We start from the raw sequence: 17,875 nt of genomic DNA, 5'->3' as shown, positions 1-17,875 counted from the left end.
GACGGCTTTGTTTCTCAGTGTTAAATCAGGACAAACCGGGATCAGTATATTAGTCACATAATATTTGCGACATGAAAAAGTTCTGGTATTTATTCTCGATGGGTATAATCATCTGTTCTAGTGCAGCAGGTCAGCAAATCCCTGGAGGTGTTCGTATCCAGCCGAGAATTCGCGTGATATCCGACAATGATTTCAGTGGTGACCCCGATGGTTTATTCCAGCTTGCACATCTGCTGCTTTCCCCTTCTGTAGATATCCGTGGTATCATAGGCACACACCTGAGAAAGGGAGACCCATTTGATCCGTCAGAAACCCAGGCAACCAATGCTGCAAAAAAAGCAAAGGAATTAATGGATGTAATGGGGATGCAACAGAACATCCCTGTACTCACAGGATCTAATGTGGCGATGCCAAACGATAGTACACCGGCCAGAAGTGACGGCATCGATTTTATTATACGCGAAGCAAGGCGCACCGACACCAAACAGCCGTTATATGTACTCTGTGGGGCAGGTCTTACAGAAATTGCGTCGGCGCTTCTGAAGGCGCCGGATATTGCGGGAAGGCTGACATTGATTTGGATTGGCGGACAGGAGTATACCGATCTTGCACCGCCTCCACCGAATTATTCAAGTCCGGAATACAATCTGAACATAGACATCGCAGCTGCCCAGGCCGTCTTCAACCGGACACAGGTACCGATATGGCAGGTCCCGCGCAACATGTACAGGCAGGCGATCCTGCCCTACTCACAACTTGTACTGAATGTAAAACCTCATGGTAAAACGGGCGAATATCTTACTAACGTCTTCGAACAACTGATGACACGTATTCAGGGGATTCTGAATATTGGTGAAACCTATATTATGGGGGATAGTCCGTTGGTATTACTCACGGCTTTACAATCGTCATTTGAAGCCGATCCTTCGTCAAGCTTTTATATAGTGCGGCAATCCCCGGCTATAAACGATCGGGGAGACTATATTTACAACCATCGCGGGCGACCGATTCGCGTTTATACAGATCTTGACATCCATTTGATGTTCAATGATTTTTTTGCGAAGCTGGCTTTGCATTACCGCTAGCTGATGATCATCGGTACAATCTTGTTAATATGTATCTGCAAGCGGTCAGTATATGATCCGTACATCACTGATCTGCAGAGTAAATCTTTTTCTGAATCTTGCATTCCCGGAGTTTAATGATTACAATTGTGAGGAAGCGAATAATATCTGAACAACACAATGCCGTGGAAGTTTTTTCGGATAGAGACAAATAAATGTAAAACACCAAAAAATGGATTCTGCTCACAATTTGCAAAACATCATTTTTCCCATAACCGGAAACAAAGTTTCATCCCTGTTTATAGACGAAAACTCAATGAAATTTTCAAGCCAGAAATTTGATGATACATTGACATTCCATGATGCATGGAAAAAGAAACTATCATTGGCAACCAAACTGGAAATTAAATATGATGATATAAGATCAGTCAGAAAGAATGATAATGAAAGCGACATTGTAATCTGGTACAAATCATGGAGCGGCTTAAATATCAGTTGCGTTTTTTCTTTCCTGGATGTGAATGACTACGAAATTTTTTTCACTTATCTGGAAAAGAAACTGTACTACAAAAAAGACCAGATTACACTGACACCGCTGAAAGCTGTTTCCAGTTATCTCATCGGTTTAGTGATGACGATTGCGTTCACTTTATTTGCTTACTACGAGGCGCTGGAAATTGCCAATGGTACAGCTGAGGAGCCGCGCAATGGCAAAGAAATTTTTTTCAATTATGTGATAGGTTTGCTTGGTGATAAAGGTGTGATTGCCGTTGGATTAGTTATTTCCGCGATTATCGTTTATAAAATGCGTCCTCTTTTTTTAAAGCCTCCACAGCAACAGAAATATCAGCCACCTCATGTATAAGGACAGGTTCATTATGACCGATCTGGTATAGCCGATTCCGCCAAACTCGTTTATATTCACCTTTGGAGAATATTAAAAAGTTCTTACAGGAGAGGAGGAGATAATTTTATTTTCTTCGTTCTCCGCCCCGGAGTTCGTTTGTGACTGCCGACCTTGTTACTATTTGCGACAAGTGCCTTAAATTCAGCGACGAGTCAGGTGAACGGGGCCATCGAGATTTTTTAATTTACGATATCTTGTCCTTTCAAAATCTAAAACGACTGCCATGATGAAAAAAATCGGTTTGTATCTAATCGCATTAATAACCTGTAACCTGATGATGGCTCAGGAGATCGGCCAGCAGCGCGGTCCCCAGTTCAGCTCTCCAGAAGTTGCAGCCGATAATAAAGTAACGTTTAAGGTTCATTCACCCAATGCACAGTCAGTAACTATCAATGGAAGCTGGATGGGCTTTGGACAATCTGTTCCATTAAACAAAGGTGCTGATAATGTATGGACAGTTACTATTGACTCACTCCGGCCCAGTATGTATCACTATAATTTTTTCATAGATGGCGTAAGTGCCATCGATCCAAAGAATGCGCTTGCGCTCCGTGATGGTGTGCGCTATGCGAGCATGCTTATCGTGCCAGGAGAAGGTTCAAAACTATTCGAGGTAAATGATGTTGCACATGGTTCCTTGTCGCTTGTCTGGTACAATTCACCGACGCTCAAACTCAACCGCCGGATGTATGTTTACACGCCACCGGGATATGATAACAGTAAAGATAAATACCCTGTACTTTACCTGTTACATGGCGGCGGAGGTGATGAAGACGCCTGGACTTCACTCGGACGGGCAAACTATATACTGGATAACCTTATTGCTCAGGGAAAAGCAAAGCCCATGATAGTAGTGATGACTAATGGAAATTTATTCCAGACATCCTCTTTGCGTACAGCTCCCAACTCACCTGAAATTAACCGCGAAAATTTTATGAAGTACGCCGGCATGTTTGAGAGCAGCCTGGTAAAAGATGTGATTCCCTATATTGAAAAAAACTACCGGGTAAAAGCCGGTAAAGAAAGTCGCGCTATCGCGGGTTTATCCATGGGCGGTATGCAGACAATCAACGCATCAAACGCATATCCGGATGTGTTTGGTTATATAGGTGTATTCAGCAGCGGTATATTTCAACCGGCGCCGGATGATGAAGCAAAATTTATGGCACTGAAAAAAGCAGGTGTTACAAAATACTGGGTTGCCTGCGGCAAAGACGATTTTGTTATGCAATCCAACAAGCGCCTTTTGGAGCTTCTGAACAAAACGGGAATAAAACACGAATATTTTGAAAATGCCGGAGGCCATACGTGGGCGAACTGGCGCACCTACCTCAGCATGTTCGCGCCTATGTTGTTCTGATGATCACTTGTAATAAGGTTTGAGATCAGCATACAAAAGGTCTTACTTTTTGAAATGCGGTTGGTCTTTACCGTTATAATACAAAAGCGATGAAAAAATTCCTTCTGGTTTTATTTCTTGTTGCAGATCTCGGTTTGTATGCTCAGCAATCAGGCAAAGTAGTCAGCTTTATAATCAATGCAAAAACGCTGCAGAATAGTGGTGGAGAAAATCCAAACCGTAAAGTATCAGTGTATTTGCCACCGGGTTACGATCAACCCGGAAAACGTTTCCCGGTAATTTATTACCTGCACGGGTTTATGGGTACCGACAGTATATATCCTCAGATGAAATCCGTTCTGGATCTTGCCATCAACCGGAAAAAGATCCGATCATTCATACTGGTACAACCAAACCAGTACACAGAATTCGAAGGTAGTTTTTACAGCAACTCATCTCTTACTGGCAACTGGGCGGATTTTACAGCAAAGGAACTGGTGGAGTACATAGACAAAAATTTCAGAACAATTGCAAACCGGGATAGTCGTGGAATCAGTGGTCATTCCATGGGCGGTTATGGGGCTATCAAAATCGGGATGCTTTTTCCCGATGTGTTCAGCAGTGTATATGCACTAAGTCCTGGGCTATTGGCATTCGTAAAGGAATTTGGTCCGAATAGCGAATCATTTAAGGAGGTCAGTAAGGTTAAAACAGTTGAAGATCTGAAGAAGACATACTATCCGAAAGTATTGGTTGCGGTTGCGCGCGCATGGTCTCCGAATCCAAATAAACCCCCGTTTTATTGCGATATGCCCTTTAAGTACATCGGTGATAGTATGGTTGTTGATAATGCTGTTCTTCAGAAATGGAATGACAATATGCCGGTATACATGGTGGATAAATATGCAGACAACCTGCGTAGGCTCAAAGCATTGAAAATGGATTGGGGAAGAAATGATTCACAACGGTTTCCTGTGCAAATCGGCATGTTAAGTCAGCGCTTGGAAAACCTCGGTATTGAGCATTATACGGAAGAGTACATCGGTACTCACGGTAATAAAATCTGGACTACCGATGGCCGCGTGCTGAATGATTTGTTGCCTTTTTTCAACGACTATCTGACATTCGATTCCAACTGATCAACAATGCTGGCCCTGCTTGGTTTTGCAACTATCGCGATTTTCCTTACGCTAATCATCACAAAACGGTTATCCGTTCTAACCGCGCTGGTGCTGGTGCCAATTGTTTTTGGGTTGTTAGCAGGCATATCAGTGAAAGACCTTGCCGATATGATGCTGGCAGGGATTAAGCAAGTGGCCCCGACCGGTATACTGCTGATGTTTGCAGTTCTCTATTTCGCCGTAATGCTGGATGCAGGTCTGTTTGATCCCGTAATAGTATTTATTGTGAAACAGGTAAAGGGTGATCCGCTAAAAGTGGTGATCGGTACCGCTTTTCTTACGATGATCGTTCACCTGGATGGAGATGGAACAGCTACATTCATGATTGTGATTTCAGCGTTTCTACCCATCTACAAAATTTTAAAAATGAACCGCCTTGTGCTGGCAGGAATTGTTGCACTGGGCGTTGGTCCATTACACCTGGTACCCTGGTCTGGTACGTCTGCACGAGCGATATCAACGTTGGGCAGTTCAGCGGAACAAATGTTTAATCCGAATGTGCCAGCCATCCTGGGTGGTGTAGTTTGGGTGCTGATTGTTGCGTATATATTCGGAAAAAGAGAGAGAAAAAGACTTGGCATTACGCAATTAAATTATGTGCACCATGATTCGCTGACGGCTGATCAGAAATCATTGCGCAGGCCCCGGCTGATAGTGTTGAATGCTATACTCACGATCAGCCTTATTATTATTCTGACGAATGGATGGATACCCGCAGCTGTATTGTTTGTGATTGCCAGTGCAGTCGCCCTGTTAATTAATTATCCAAAGCTGACCGATCAGCAAAAGATATTGAAAAGTCACGGTGCCAATATCTTTATGGTATCGAGTATGATTTTCGCGGCGGGAATTTTTTCCGGTATACTGCTGGGATCAAAAATGATAGACGCAATGGCTGTTTCGCTGATCAGTTTCATTCCTGAAAATCATGCAGGATTACTACCGGTGCTCACTGCTGTTACAAGTATGCCATCCAGTTTATTATTTACGCCGGATGCCTATTATTTTGGTGTGGTGCCGGTGCTCGCAGAAACAGCACAGCATTTTGGAATTGATAAACTTGAGATCGGACGCGCTGCGTTACTGGGTCAAATGACTGTCGGTTTCCCGCTGAGTCCGTTAACTGCATCGACTTTTCTCCTGGTTGGATTATGCGACGTTGATCTTGGCGATCACCAGAAATTTATTTTTAAGTGGGCGATGGGAACAACATTGGTGATGACTATAATTGCATTGATAACTGGGTCTATTCATCTATGAAAGAAACAATAAGGATCGGATGCGGAGCTGGATTTTCGGGTGACCGGATTGAACCTGCCTTGGTTTTAGTCGAAAAAGGATCTATTGATTTCCTGGTTCTGGAATGCCTGGCTGAGCGAACGATAGCCCTTGCACAAAAACGCAAACTTCAGGATCCCGCAACAGGTTATGATCCTTTGCTGGAACGTCGTATCGAATTACTGATCGAACCCTTAAAAAAGAACAAGGTAAGACTGATCACCAACATGGGTGCTGCGAACCCGCTGATGGCTATGGAAAAAATTCTTGCAATAGCGAAGCGTAAAAATATCTCTATAAAAGTTGCAGCCGTTACAGGAGATGATGTACTGGACAGAATAAATCAGGATGATAACAGCTTGGAGACTGGTGAGGCTATACGCAAAGCAGGCATTGTCGTTTCTGCCAACGCCTACCTGGGCATAGAAGGAATACTGGAAGCATTGAGTTCAGATGCTGACGTTATCATTACTGGTCGTGTGGCAGATCCCTCACTGTTTCTTGCGCCGATGATTGATTCTTTTCAATGGCCAACCGATAATTATGATCTTCTTGGCAAAGCTACCGTGTTGGGTCACCTGATGGAATGTGCAGGACAGGTCACTGGTGGTTATTATGCGGATCCCGGTAAGAAAGAGGTCAGGAATATGGCAAACTTAGGTCATCCGATTCTTGAAGTATCCAGCGATGGAAGCGGGATTATTACTAAGGTTGATGGAACCGGTGGCGAAGTAACTTTAGGTACTGCGAAAGAGCAGCTGTTGTATGAGGTGGTTAATCCATTTGAGTATTACACACCGGATGTAATTGCAGATTTCACTACCGTTTTTTTGACTAAGGCTGGCGACAACAAAGTGCTGGTTACCGGTGGTGGTGGCAAGGAAAAGCCAGGAACGTTAAAAGTCAGTATTGGCTACCAGGCTGGTTATTTAGGCGAAGGCGAAATTACTTATGCTGGCAGCAATGCTGTAGAGCGTGCAAAACTGGCTGGTGAGATTGTTTATGAACGACTCAGGGATAGATTTGAGGAACTGCGTGTCGATCTGATCGGTCTTAACTCCGTTCATGGCTCCGCATTTCACCACACCGATCCTTATGAAGTACGGTTGCGCATTGCTGGAAAAGCTGCTGATTATTCACTGGCCGCCCAGGTAGGTGAAGAAATTGAAGCTCTTTATACTAATGGTCCGGGCGGTGGAGGCGGCGCCCGTAAATATGTACACGAGATGATTGGAATTGTTTCAACACTTATAGATAGAAAAAGAGTTAAGCCACTGGTAACTGTGAAATCAATATGAAACTCTACGAAATTGCTCATAGCCGGGCGGGTGACAAGGGTAATACACTTACACTGTCATTGATTCCTTATAATGAAGAGGCTTACCAACGGTTATGTGAAAAAGTTTCTGCCGAGAAGGTTAAAAAGCATTTGTCTGAATTTGTAAAAGGCGATGTTATAAGATATGAGCTTCCAAATATTTCATCCTTACTTTTTGTTTGTGAACAGGCTTTAAGTACAGGCGTTACAACTTCGTGGGTGATGGATGCCCATGGAAAAACACTTAGTTATGCGCTTCTGGAGTTGGAGATCTGAACACAGGTACATAAACAAACTTCGCAGCCTTCTATTCTGCATTTGTACAAACACATCGGTTCAACGAACAACGCTGCCAGCTCTCACTTAATCAGCAGACCCTAACTAGTTTTTCAATCGCTCCACTTTCGAGACAGAATAAAACGCATTTAAAAAGGTATTTTTCACCTTGACATTTTCATTAAGAAGCTGAAGTTTGAGAAAATAATCTCATGCAGAATTTAAAGCTTCGCACAAAAAATTTTGCACTTGCAGTAATTAAGTTGATGCAAAAAATTCCTGATAACCTAATCACAAAAATTATAAATCGACAACTGTCGCGGTCTGCAACATCTGTGGGAAGCAATTACAGATCTGCTTTGCGAGGTAGAAGCCGAGCCGACTTTATTTCCAAACTGAGTATAGCTTTGGAAGAAGCAGATGAAACTTGTTATTGGCTTGAACTACTACTGTCCGTTTATTCAAACGCCAGGGAAGAAATACAAATTCTACTTTTAGAAGCTAATGAACTTACTGCGATTTTAACTACCAGTTTAAAGCATGCGAAAGAAAATAAAGAGATAAAATAATACAACCGATTGCGAAGAAAACTTTTTAAATTTTTATCAGAACTTCTCACTTCTCACCTCTTCCCATTTACTTAAAAAGAAAGCCCCGATGTGGAAACATCGGGACTTTGGTTAAGGCTCTGATTAGTAGCTATTTTATATCGGAGATATTATTTTTGATTTGATAGAGCAAATATATTGGGATCATTTTATTCCTTCAAGAATTTGATATACCCTAATCGTGGTATTTTCAATATTTGTTTAATTCATTTCTTACAAATGTGATTAAATCATTAATTCTTTCCGGTGAGAAATCAAAAGACAGGCCAGCAGCTGCATACAACTCAGGTAACGTTTTAGTACCACCGAGGTTTAATGCGTGCGTATAATTACTTAGGGCTTTAGCTTTATCTTCTCTGAACTGCTTCCACATTCCAATTGCACCCAATTGCGCGATGCCATATTCGATATAATAAAAAGGAACTTCAAATAAATGCAATTGTCTTTGCCAGCTGATCTGCCTGAACTTGTCGAGCCCTGTAAAATCAACCATTTCAGAGGAAAATTCATTTTGTATTCTTACCCAGTTCGCTGTTCTTTCTTCAATAGTATGTCCGGGATTTTCATACAACCAATGTTGAAATTTATCTACGATTGCTATCCACGGAAATATGGTAATTACTCTTTCCAGCTGATGACGTTTTGCACGACGAAGCTCTTCTTCATTATCAAAAAACACGTCCCAGTAGTCCATGCTGAATAATTCCATTGCCATACTTGCCACTTCTGCCATCTCGGTCGGATATTCTTTGAAAGAAGTTAACTCCAGGTGATGCGCAAGAAAGGAATGAACAGCATGACCACCCTCATGAACCATTGTTGTAACATCGGACATTTGTCCGGATGCATTCATGAAAATAAATGGTGCGCCGCTTTCTGATAACGGCATATTATAACCGCCCGGTGCTTTTCCTTTCCTGCTCGTGAGATCCAGGTGTTTTAACTGGTTCATTTTTTTCAGACATCCGGCAAAAAAAGGATCAAGCTTCTCAAAACATGCAATTGTTTTTTCAAGCAACTCTTCACCGGAAACAAAAGGCTTCAACGGCTGAATTCCTTCCGGTTCCGCATCAAGATCCCATGGTCGCAAATCATCAATTGATAATTTCTTTTTCTTGTATGCATAGATCTCATTCACCAATGGCAATACTTCCTTTCTTACCGATTCATGAAACAGGTAACAATCTGCAGGTGTATAGTCAAAGCGCCCCATCTCCACAAATTTGTAATCACGGTAATTTGAAAAACCAGCGTTTACCGCTACCTGTTGACGCAGTGACAGCAGCCTGGTGAACAAATCGTTTAACTGATCTTTATCCTGCAACCTGCGTTCTGCAATTTTATAGTATACTTTTTCTCTGACCGATCTGTCGGGTTGCTCCAGGAAACGTGTTGCCTGTTGCATCGTGTATTCACGACCATCAATTTCCACAGTCATTTTTCCGGAAATAGCGCCATACTGTTGCTGCAGTACGCTTAATTCAGATTGCAGCGGAATATTAGCGTCCCTGAATAATTCAATATTCTTTTTCACTGAACGCAGGTATGTAAAATATTTTTTCTGATCGAGCTGGCCGGTAAAAGGAGAGTCGATCAGTTTTCGATTCAGCAAATCTGCAAACGGCTGAATCTTTGGTTGTATCTGCGTATAGAAGAAATTGAAAGCGGATTCGAACTCTTTATTCTCTGTATCGCAGGTCATTCTTATCTGCCTCCAGCAGGCATCCTCACTGATCACCGCTTCCACTTCACTTATATCTTTCAACCATTGTTCCAGGTCTGCTTTCGAATTGATCTTCCGATCAGACAGATCTTTAAAGTAAGGTTCAAGTGTTTCCCAATCGGTGACAGCAAAGTTCTCGGGAAGAAAATGGCGCTTGATCTTTTTTATGTCGGCTGAATATTTCATGGCAGGTATTTAATGTAAAACCGATCAGCCGCAGGAAAATGCACACTGACCGGTTTCAAATATGAGAAAAGATTAATCTTCTTTTTTCTTTTTCGCAGTGGCAGCTTTTGTTTTTTTCGGAGCTGCTTCTTCTTTAGGTTCCGCTTTCTTTGAAGCTGATTTTTTTGCAGGCGCCTCCTCTTTTTCCTTTTCCTCTTTATCAGCGGGCGCTGCCTTTTTTGACGCCTTCGGTTTCGCGGCAGCTTTGGGCTCCTCAGCTACTTCCTCGACAACTACTACTTCTTCTTCTTCAACTTCTTCTTGTTCCACCGGAACTTTTATTTCTACACCACTTGCATCAAGCAGACTATACCAACGAATCATTTTCTTCATGTCGTTGTTATATACTCTTGAAAAATCTATCGTGGGAAAAATTTTTTCAAAATATTTTTTTACTGCGTTCGCGTCCTTTTCATCAGGCAGTTTATCACCTGAATTTTTCATTGCTTCAAAAACCTCTGCCAGGTTTACATTATCACCGGTCGTATATACCTCAATACTTTCCAGGTGAGAGAAATTGTGTATCCTGCTGGATACAAATTTTGTGCTCTTATCGTCAAGTGAACGAACGATTGCTCCATCGTTTTTGCTGCTTATCAGCTCATACAAACCCGGCAAACCGGTTACAGAAATGATCTTATTGTATTCCATGGTTAAATTTAAACAGGCTGCAATTTAGGCAATTTTTGTTAGTAAGGAGGCAGGAGTGGGCAGGCAGGAGATTTAGTGAAAAGTTTACAGGATCAGGCATTTATTGGATGGGAGCCTGAATTTTTAGAAAATCACCAGTACTTGAATTCATTCATTATAAAGCCTCCATCATTTTCGGGGGCTTGTTACTATCATCTATATTCTAAGCCTCCTGCCGGCTCACTCCTCACTCCTGCCTCATCTATCCATCCACTCCTTGAACGCCATTACATTTTCCTGGCTGATGATAATTTCTTCTTCAATCGGAGGATCGATTTCCAGCAGTAATTTACTTTTCGGATATGTTCTTATTCTTTTGATAGCATTCATATTTACAAGATACTTTCGGTTGACCCGGTAGAACAATGCTGGATCCACTTGCTTTTCAATTTCGGATAGGGATTGATCGAGTATGAATTTTCTTCCTTCCTTATCAACCAGGCAAATCAGTTTATGGGTGGCGTAGAAATAGGCGATGTCGGAAATTATTACGCTGACATAATCGGAGCCTTTTTTTACCAGCATTCTTTTTTTTAATACGGGCTCTTGTGTATCGCCCCGATATTTCATCAACTGCTGGAAATTGTCGTTGAAATGTCTTTTCAGCTTATCATACTTCTGTAGCGCCGCTTCGAGCTTTTCCTGCTTTAATGGTTTCAACAGGTAGTCGATACTGTTATATTCAAATGCCGTCTGCCAGTAATCATCATATGCTGTAATAAAGATGATCGGACAGGTGATATTTACTTTTTCGAATATTGAAAATGAGTGCCCGTCAGTGAGTTCAATATCCATGAAGATCAGGTCGGGAGCCGGATTTTCAGAGAACCATTGAACTGCCGCATGTACGCTTTGGAGTATGGCAATAACTTCAGGTGCTTTATCAGTTTTCTGAATTGCTTTTTGAAGCTTGTCAGCTGCCGGTGTTTCGTCTTCAATGATCACCACTTTCATTCCGGAAAATTAGGGCTGTTCAGGCGATTTTCAGTATGGGCAGATTGACAGTAAAATTTCTTTCTGCTTCCAGTACAGTAATCGATTTGCTTGTCGTCAGTTTATATCGTTCGTCAAGATTTTGTAATCCGATACGTGATGAAGTTTTTCGCAATAATTTTTTGCTCATATTATTGTTTACAATAAGTTCATTATTCTCCAACCGGACTTCCAGGTGAAGTGGTTGTTTCTCATTGAAGTCGTTGTGTTTGATGGCATTTTCTGCCAGTATCTGCAACGAGATCGGTGGTATCAGGAACTGGTCCATTTCCGATTCAGGAACGAGGAGTGAAAGATGCACTGCGTTTTCAAACCTGATCTGCAACAATGAAAAATAATCGCGAAGAAAGCCAATCTCTTCACTTACCAATACAAGGTCCCTTGTTTTATTATGCAGGATATAACGATAAACATCAGCCAGGTGGTCATTGAACTTACGGGCTTTTGCAGGATCATCTTCAATCAGATGTGAAAGGGTATTGAGTGAATTGAAAATAAAGTGGGGGTCAATCTGTGTTTTTAATGCCGCCAGTTCTGCTTCCGCTTTTGCTTTTTCCGTTCTCGCGCGCAAAACCTTTTCTGATTCAGCTTCTTTTACAAGGAATACGGTTTCATACACATGAACAATAAACAATACTGCAATCATAATGATGAGCGTAGTTGTCCAGACCTGATTCCAGTCGGTATTTCCTTTTTTAAACAGCGCATACCAACCCACCAGCATCAGCACACTGATCGGAATGGTATAGAAGTGTACAGCAATGAGCAGCGCACAGATTTTACGGATAGGCTTATTAAACCAGTCGAAATAACTTCGAAGGGTGAAAAGAAGAAACCGGTTTCCATGCCAAACAACAAATGCAATACCGATCGTGTACAGATAACTCAGTTTAATCTGCCACAAAGTGAAAGATTCGTGATTGACAAGCTTTGTGATTAGCGGAATGATGATTCCGAAAAAAGGGATGAGGATCACACGAAACCCGATGTCATTTAATTTGACTGAACCGTTATTCCATCCTGTCGGATCGGATGTTTGTTTCGTCGCCCCTAATTTCAACTTGATCCGGGTTTGTTTTGACATCCAAAAATTACCAAATAGATTCGGTTTTACATCATTTTTAACCCTCAAACTTAGTGTATGGAAATGGGCTCTATCAATTGGCTGGCCGTTCTCGTAGCCGGTATTTCAGCTTTTGTCGTTGGTGGCGTATGGTATTCGCCTGCTCTTTTTGGCAAAGCCTGGATGAAGGAAAACAACCTCACCGTGGAAGATGTCAAAAAAGGAAACGCTGCGAAAATCTACGGCTGGGCGTTTATTCTCACGCTGATCGCTGCAGCGAATCTCGCCATGTTCCTGGTGGATTCACCGGAAAAGAAAACGGATGTCTCCTGGGGCGCCATTGCCGGATTCCTGGCCTCTGTCTGGGTCTTTTGTTTTGTCGCAGTACACGGATTATTCGAACATAAAACCTGGCGCCTGATCTTTATTAACGGCGGATACAGTATCGTTGCTCTTACGCTCATGGGCGCCATCATTGGGCTATGGAGATGATAGACAGAGGATGTACTTTTCAGAGGAATTGTTTACCTTATTTATAATATTTAAATCAAAAGAACATGGCACCTGACAATGCAATCAGCTGGTTTGAAATACCTACAAAAGACTTAGCCCGGGCTCAGAAATTTTATGAAACGATATTCGGATTTGAACTCCAGGCAATGGATTTTCCAAATATGAAGATGCGCTCATTTCCTATCAGGAATATGATGACAGGAATTGGAGGTGCATTGGTTTATACAGATGGTTTTCATGTGCCATCTGCAACGGACGGACCGTTGATCTATCTGAATGGAAATCCTGATGTTGCTGCAATTCTTGATAAAGTAGAGGGCGCTGGCGGAAAAGTAACTGTCCCCAAAACGCAGATATCACCTGAGATCGGATATATGGGAGTGTTTATTGATACCGAAGGAAATCGAATCGGTCTGCACAGTATTCCACAGTAGGAATTAGGTAGTAAGTATTAAGTTGTAAGAAGGGAACAGCCATATTTTGTTCTGGTTCAGAACCAGTGGCTGTCAACGAACAACGATGAACGAAGAACGATGAACGAAGAACGATGAACGAACAACGCCGAACTCATTTAACTTACAATTATGAATATCGATTGGAGCCAATTCAAAATCCGCATCGACATTAATAAAGATCCGGAAACATTATACAATGCCTGGGCAACCCGTAACGGTATTGAGTATTGGTTCTTAAGAAAATCTGAATACAAGGATCCTTCAGGCCGGATAAGAGGCGGTGACGAGCAGGTATCCGTTGGTGATAGTTACACCTGGTTGTGGCATGGATGGCCGGATGAAACCGTAGAGCACGGTGAAATTCTTGAGGCTAATGGTCGTGACAAATTTTCTTTCCGGTTTGGAAATGCGGGCAGCTGTCATGTCAATATCTATAAAGAAAATGGACTACAGATAGTACAACTAATCCAGGATAATATTCCTTTAACAGAAGAGGGGAAGTTTAATTTTCATGTTGGTTGTAAAGAGGGATGGACATTTCATCTGACGAATATGAAATCGATTTATGAGAATGGGGTTGATCTGAAGAACAAGGACTTAAGTTTTAAAGGTTTAGTAAATCGATAAATATCATTTCTTCTATAAATTATTAGAACAACGGTATTAAAATTCTCTAATCTTATCCAACAATATACCTCTGCCGTGCTGATTGGATCAGAATTCCCACAAAGAATCGGTACTTTCGCGCGATGCGCAAATTCATAGTAGTTTCCTGTTTAGCCATGCTGGTCGCGTTTTCAGTGACCGCAGAAGCCGCGCCGGTACTGCATTTCAGCGCATCGGAAAAATTCGTTCAATCACAGTCTGTTTCCATCGGCTCGGTTTCCATTCGAAACACCGATCAGGGCGATCAACAGGTTGCGTTTCAGTTGAATGGTATTACCGGTAAAGTAAATGCACACCGGCATTTTAATCCGATTGTAAACGCTTCTTCTTCTGCTGAAGTTAAAGCTGGTCACTATCTTAAGAAGATGACTTTGCAACATAGCCAGGCGTGCTATGAATTTATCCAGCAGATTCTTTTCCCGAATCATCATTTCTGGTAGACAGAATTTCATCAGTGTATCTATACAATGCACCCAGTGCGATGAAATTTTATTGTCTAATCAAACCAGAAAGTAATGCAATTTTCATTTGTCATTTTACTCATGGTCGTTGCAGTGATTGTAGTGGCCATATTTATGATCCGTTCACAACGAAACAAGAACAAACAGGCTCTTCGTCAGCATGAAGCTGCCATTCAGCATATTTTACAGGAGAATAACGTATCAGGAGAAACAAGAAATCAACTGATATACCAGAACGTGTTTATCGATCAAAGCTCAGGACAGTTGCTGGTAGTTGACCATCGCCAGGCCAGGTACCATTTTAGCTTGATCAAACTGGACGAAATAAATTCCTGCAAGCTCAAACAAATTGCGGATACTGTATCTGTGGAAGGCGCGAAAGGCAGGACAGAAACGATTACCAGGCAGATCGGTGTCGAAGTCGTTCCGCGGCAGAAACATATCGACTTGCCGGTGCTGGTGTTTTATGATGTGAACCGCCATAACATTTATGTGAAAACAGATATGGAAAACCAGGCCCGTGAGTTTATTTCAAATATCATGTCGCTGAAGAAAACAGCCCTTTCAACTTAAAACAGGTACACAGTGGCACATCTACCGGATCTTATTCGCGACCTGGCGCTGATACTGGCGGCAGCTGCAATCATAACATTATTGTTCAGGAAACTGAAGCAGCCGCTGGTATTGGGCTATATCATTGCAGGGTTTCTGGTCGGTCCATATTTCAAATGGTTACCGACTATTCGCGAGGTTGAAAATATCAGGATATGGGCAGAAATCGGTGTTATATTCCTCCTGTTCAGCCTTGGTCTTGAATTCAGCTTCAAGAAATTACTGCGGGTAGGAGGTTCTGCATCAATCACGGCCATCATCGAAGTAATTGTGATGGTTGCTGTAGGGTATGGAGTTGGACAGATCCTGGACTGGTCCGCGATGGACAGTCTTTTTCTTGGAGGTATTCTTTCTATTTCGTCGACAACTATTATCATTCGTGCATTTGATGAACTCGGTCTGAAAACAAAACATTTCGCATCGCTTGTTTTCGGCGTGTTGATCATTGAAGACCTGGTAGCTATCGTGCTGATGGTATTGCTTTCCACCGTTGCCGTGAGTCGACAATTCGAGGGGGTGGCGATGATATTGTCGATTCTGAAACTGGTTTTCTTTATAGTGATATGGTTTTTGCTCGGCATTTTTTTCATTCCGACTTTTTTGAAAAAAATAAAACAATTGGTGAGCAACGAAATGTTGCTCATCATTTCCATTGCGCTTTGTATGCTGATGGTGTTGTTTGCTGATGCGGTTGGATTTTCCCCGGCATTAGGTGCGTTTGTAATGGGTTCTATCCTTGCGGAAACAACGAAGGCTGAAAAGATCGAACATATACTCACTCCGGTAAAAGATCTCTTTGGCGCGATCTTCTTTGTTTCTGTGGGTATGCTTATCGATCCGGCGATACTTGCACATTACGCGTGGCCGATAGTGATTCTTTGTTTGGCAACGATTTTTGGCAAGATTTTCAGTACATCACTAGGTGCATTGGTATCCGGTCAGACCCTGCAGAATTCTGTTCAGGCAGGTTTTAGTCTTGCACAGATCGGTGAATTTTCATTTATCATCGCTACTCTGGGTCTTACGTTAAAAGTGACCAGTGATTTTCTGTATCCCATTGCCGTTGCTGTTTCGGCAGTTACTACACTGACCACGCCATACCTGATCAGTTCTTCTGGATCCTTCTCACACTGGCTTTCCAGAGTATTGCCGAAAGGATTCACAAAGCGGATTGAGCGGTATAGTTCGGATGCAAAAAAAGCATCCAAAACAGTTCAATGGAAACAGTTTGTTCGTTCAACGGCATTAAATATTTTGTTGTTTTCTGTTCTCGTGGTTGCAATCATCGTTCTTTCATCAGTATATGTTTTACCATGGGTAACATCCAACGGTAATTCAGTCGGACTAAGAATACTGGCAGCTTTGCTCACGCTTGTAGTGTTGTCTCCATTTCTATGGGCATTGTCTTTACGTACGCCAGGAGGTGTGTACGTAAGCATGCGGGCAGGCAATCAATACAGGGGATTAATTTTTCTGACTCGTGTGATCAGATTATCACTAACAGCGCTTTTTGTAGGGATGTTGTTGCATCGTTTTTTTAATCCGTATGCCGGTACCGCATTTTCTGCGCTGACCATTATTCTTCTGTTGTTATTCTCAAAAATAATTCAAATTTTTTACAGCGGGCTTGAAGACAGGTTTTTGAAAAATCTCCACCAGAGAGAAATTGAACAGGATAAAACGAATCGCTCGGAGCTGGCACCATGGAATGCACATATCGCACCAATCGCTGTTCCCGGTGACTCAGTTGCGGTAGGAAAGAAACTGATTGATCTGAAATTGAGAGAGTCTACGGGAGTAAATATCGTCATGATTAAAAGAGGCGACATACATATTCCTGCGCCGGATAAGGACCAGATGATTTTTCCTCATGATGAATTGCTGGTACTGGGTACTGATATTCAGATTCAGAAACTAAAGGTAATTATACGTCCAGCGGCCTCGGAGCATTCTGAAGAAATGGATGATGTTGAGTTGTACGAGTATACTATTCCATCTGAGTCGATCCTGATCGGAGAGAATATCAGAAATAGCGGTATTCGTCAGCAGGCCAATGGATTGGTTGTTGGTATCGAGCGAAACAATGAGCGATTGCTAAATCCGGAATCGGATCTGATTTTATTACCTGAAGATCGGTTGTTTATTGTGGGAAACAGGAAAAAACTGATCAGAATGCTGAGATCTGCGGAACGTGCGAAGCAGGTAAGCACATAAAAGGAATACAAATGATTATTCGAACCCTGATGCAAAACGAGTTTGTCTTTGGGTAAAAGAAAAGCACCGGTTACGGTGCTTTTTCTGTTTTCTGAATGACATTGCATATGGGGAATGAGTCGTTATGCATATATCGGATTTAATGGATATGTCGCCGGTTTCTACGTTTATTAAGATGAATGTAATTATTGGAATACAAATAATTATTGAACTAAAAAGACGTTTATTATTTTTGAAAGATCCTGGAAATTATTATCTGTGCGACCTTACCTGTAAGGTTATTTTTTTG

At 42.0% G+C, this 17,875-nt stretch carries 18 protein-coding genes; 14 read left to right on the top strand and 4 right to left on the bottom strand.

Going from position 1 to position 17,875, the window contains the following annotated elements:
* Positions 1 to 71 precede the first annotated feature (71 nt).
* The 8 genes from P2W82_RS04855 to P2W82_RS04820 all read left to right on the top strand — a co-directional run bounded on the left by P2W82_RS04855 (position 72) and on the right by P2W82_RS04820 (position 7,932).
* Entirely contained in the window at positions 72 to 1,085 is a 1,014-nt protein-coding gene (locus P2W82_RS04855) for a nucleoside hydrolase (RefSeq protein WP_336514722.1), read from the top strand.
* A gap of 295 nt (positions 1,086 to 1,380) precedes the next feature.
* Positions 1,381 to 1,929 carry a hypothetical protein gene (locus P2W82_RS04850; RefSeq protein WP_336514721.1) on the top strand — a complete coding sequence of 183 codons (549 nt, stop codon included), beginning with the start codon at positions 1,381 to 1,383 and terminating at the stop codon, positions 1,927 to 1,929.
* A gap of 265 nt (positions 1,930 to 2,194) precedes the next feature.
* Positions 2,195 to 3,331, top strand: coding sequence for an esterase (locus P2W82_RS04845; protein WP_336514720.1), 1,137 nt, complete (start codon positions 2,195 to 2,197; stop codon positions 3,329 to 3,331).
* 89 nt (positions 3,332 to 3,420) lie between these two features.
* Positions 3,421 to 4,449, top strand: coding sequence for an alpha/beta hydrolase (locus tag P2W82_RS04840; protein ID WP_336514719.1), 1,029 nt, complete (start codon positions 3,421 to 3,423; stop codon positions 4,447 to 4,449).
* A gap of 6 nt (positions 4,450 to 4,455) precedes the next feature.
* The gene (locus P2W82_RS04835; protein ID WP_336514718.1) at positions 4,456 to 5,751 is read left to right on the top strand and encodes a CitMHS family transporter; all 1,296 of its coding nucleotides are present in this window, start codon (positions 4,456 to 4,458) and stop codon (positions 5,749 to 5,751) included.
* Entirely contained in the window at positions 5,748 to 7,067 is a 1,320-nt protein-coding gene (locus P2W82_RS04830; RefSeq protein ID WP_336514717.1) for an acyclic terpene utilization AtuA family protein, read from the top strand. Before P2W82_RS04835 ends, P2W82_RS04830 begins: the two co-directional genes overlap by 4 nt.
* Positions 7,064 to 7,363 carry an AtuA-related protein gene (locus P2W82_RS04825; protein ID WP_336514716.1) on the top strand — a complete coding sequence of 100 codons (300 nt, stop codon included), beginning with the start codon at positions 7,064 to 7,066 and terminating at the stop codon, positions 7,361 to 7,363. Before P2W82_RS04830 ends, P2W82_RS04825 begins: the two co-directional genes overlap by 4 nt.
* A gap of 212 nt (positions 7,364 to 7,575) precedes the next feature.
* Positions 7,576 to 7,932 carry a four helix bundle protein gene (locus tag P2W82_RS04820; protein WP_336514715.1) on the top strand — a complete coding sequence of 119 codons (357 nt, stop codon included), beginning with the start codon at positions 7,576 to 7,578 and terminating at the stop codon, positions 7,930 to 7,932.
* Between the two features lie 229 nt (positions 7,933 to 8,161).
* On the opposite strand, the gene P2W82_RS04815 is transcribed toward P2W82_RS04820, so the two are convergent.
* From P2W82_RS04815 to P2W82_RS04800, 4 genes are all read right to left on the bottom strand, one after another.
* The gene (locus tag P2W82_RS04815) at positions 8,162 to 9,880 is read right to left on the bottom strand and encodes a M3 family oligoendopeptidase (protein ID WP_336514714.1); all 1,719 of its coding nucleotides are present in this window, start codon (positions 9,878 to 9,880) and stop codon (positions 8,162 to 8,164) included.
* A gap of 72 nt (positions 9,881 to 9,952) precedes the next feature.
* Entirely contained in the window at positions 9,953 to 10,570 is a 618-nt protein-coding gene (locus tag P2W82_RS04810; protein ID WP_336514713.1) for a DUF5606 family protein, read from the bottom strand.
* 237 nt (positions 10,571 to 10,807) lie between these two features.
* Positions 10,808 to 11,563, bottom strand: a complete 756-nt coding sequence (locus tag P2W82_RS04805; protein ID WP_336514712.1) for a LytR/AlgR family response regulator transcription factor — start codon at positions 11,561 to 11,563, stop codon at positions 10,808 to 10,810.
* A 19-nt stretch (positions 11,564 to 11,582) separates the two neighbouring features.
* The gene (locus P2W82_RS04800; RefSeq protein ID WP_336514711.1) at positions 11,583 to 12,686 is read right to left on the bottom strand and encodes a sensor histidine kinase; all 1,104 of its coding nucleotides are present in this window, start codon (positions 12,684 to 12,686) and stop codon (positions 11,583 to 11,585) included.
* Between the two features lie 57 nt (positions 12,687 to 12,743).
* Between P2W82_RS04800 and P2W82_RS04795 the strand changes: the two genes are divergently transcribed.
* The 6 genes from P2W82_RS04795 (at position 12,744) to P2W82_RS04770 (ending at position 17,586) form a co-directional block, all read left to right on the top strand.
* Positions 12,744 to 13,157 (top strand): DUF1761 domain-containing protein, encoded by a 414-nt coding sequence (locus P2W82_RS04795; protein ID WP_336514710.1) that lies wholly within the window; start codon positions 12,744 to 12,746, stop codon positions 13,155 to 13,157.
* Positions 13,158 to 13,222: 65 nt separating this feature from the next.
* Positions 13,223 to 13,612 (top strand): VOC family protein, encoded by a 390-nt coding sequence (locus P2W82_RS04790; RefSeq protein WP_336514709.1) that lies wholly within the window; start codon positions 13,223 to 13,225, stop codon positions 13,610 to 13,612.
* Between the two features lie 150 nt (positions 13,613 to 13,762).
* Positions 13,763 to 14,260 carry an SRPBCC family protein gene (locus P2W82_RS04785; protein WP_336514708.1) on the top strand — a complete coding sequence of 166 codons (498 nt, stop codon included), beginning with the start codon at positions 13,763 to 13,765 and terminating at the stop codon, positions 14,258 to 14,260.
* Positions 14,261 to 14,382: 122 nt separating this feature from the next.
* Positions 14,383 to 14,739, top strand: coding sequence for a hypothetical protein (locus P2W82_RS04780; protein ID WP_336514707.1), 357 nt, complete (start codon positions 14,383 to 14,385; stop codon positions 14,737 to 14,739).
* 75 nt (positions 14,740 to 14,814) lie between these two features.
* On the top strand, positions 14,815 to 15,333 hold the full coding sequence (locus tag P2W82_RS04775; RefSeq protein WP_336514706.1) for a hypothetical protein: 519 nt from the start codon (positions 14,815 to 14,817) through the stop codon (positions 15,331 to 15,333).
* Positions 15,334 to 15,345: 12 nt separating this feature from the next.
* A complete protein-coding gene (locus P2W82_RS04770; protein WP_336514705.1) occupies positions 15,346 to 17,586 on the top strand; it encodes a cation:proton antiporter domain-containing protein in 2,241 nt (746 codons plus the stop codon).
* The last annotated feature ends 289 nt before the right edge of the window (positions 17,587 to 17,875 follow it).

Origin of the sequence: Pollutibacter soli (genome assembly GCA_029269725.1) — a bacterium.
GTDB lineage: Bacteria > Bacteroidota > Bacteroidia > Chitinophagales > Chitinophagaceae > Pollutibacter > Pollutibacter soli.
Note: the sequence above shows the minus strand (reverse complement) of the source record. Positions and strands in the feature narration are given on the sequence as shown.

Coding starts and splice junctions, on each gene's coding strand:
- P2W82_RS04845 (WP_336514720.1), top strand. CDS start 2,195: ATGATGAAAAAAATCGGTTTGTATCTAATCGCATTAATAACCTGTAAC.
- P2W82_RS04830 (WP_336514717.1), top strand. CDS start 5,748: ATGAAAGAAACAATAAGGATCGGATGCGGAGCTGGATTTTCGGGTGAC.
- P2W82_RS04855 (WP_336514722.1), top strand. CDS start 72: ATGAAAAAGTTCTGGTATTTATTCTCGATGGGTATAATCATCTGTTCT.
- P2W82_RS04810 (WP_336514713.1), bottom strand. CDS start 10,570: ATGGAATACAATAAGATCATTTCTGTAACCGGTTTGCCGGGTTTGTAT.
- P2W82_RS04825 (WP_336514716.1), top strand. CDS start 7,064: ATGAAACTCTACGAAATTGCTCATAGCCGGGCGGGTGACAAGGGTAAT.
- P2W82_RS04790 (WP_336514709.1), top strand. CDS start 13,223: ATGGCACCTGACAATGCAATCAGCTGGTTTGAAATACCTACAAAAGAC.
- P2W82_RS04800 (WP_336514711.1), bottom strand. CDS start 12,686: ATGTCAAAACAAACCCGGATCAAGTTGAAATTAGGGGCGACGAAACAA.
- P2W82_RS04795 (WP_336514710.1), top strand. CDS start 12,744: ATGGAAATGGGCTCTATCAATTGGCTGGCCGTTCTCGTAGCCGGTATT.
- P2W82_RS04850 (WP_336514721.1), top strand. CDS start 1,381: ATGAAATTTTCAAGCCAGAAATTTGATGATACATTGACATTCCATGAT.
- P2W82_RS04780 (WP_336514707.1), top strand. CDS start 14,383: ATGCGCAAATTCATAGTAGTTTCCTGTTTAGCCATGCTGGTCGCGTTT.
- P2W82_RS04785 (WP_336514708.1), top strand. CDS start 13,763: ATGAATATCGATTGGAGCCAATTCAAAATCCGCATCGACATTAATAAA.
- P2W82_RS04820 (WP_336514715.1), top strand. CDS start 7,576: ATGCAGAATTTAAAGCTTCGCACAAAAAATTTTGCACTTGCAGTAATT.
- P2W82_RS04840 (WP_336514719.1), top strand. CDS start 3,421: ATGAAAAAATTCCTTCTGGTTTTATTTCTTGTTGCAGATCTCGGTTTG.
- P2W82_RS04815 (WP_336514714.1), bottom strand. CDS start 9,880: ATGAAATATTCAGCCGACATAAAAAAGATCAAGCGCCATTTTCTTCCC.
- P2W82_RS04835 (WP_336514718.1), top strand. CDS start 4,456: ATGCTGGCCCTGCTTGGTTTTGCAACTATCGCGATTTTCCTTACGCTA.
- P2W82_RS04805 (WP_336514712.1), bottom strand. CDS start 11,563: ATGAAAGTGGTGATCATTGAAGACGAAACACCGGCAGCTGACAAGCTT.
- P2W82_RS04775 (WP_336514706.1), top strand. CDS start 14,815: ATGCAATTTTCATTTGTCATTTTACTCATGGTCGTTGCAGTGATTGTA.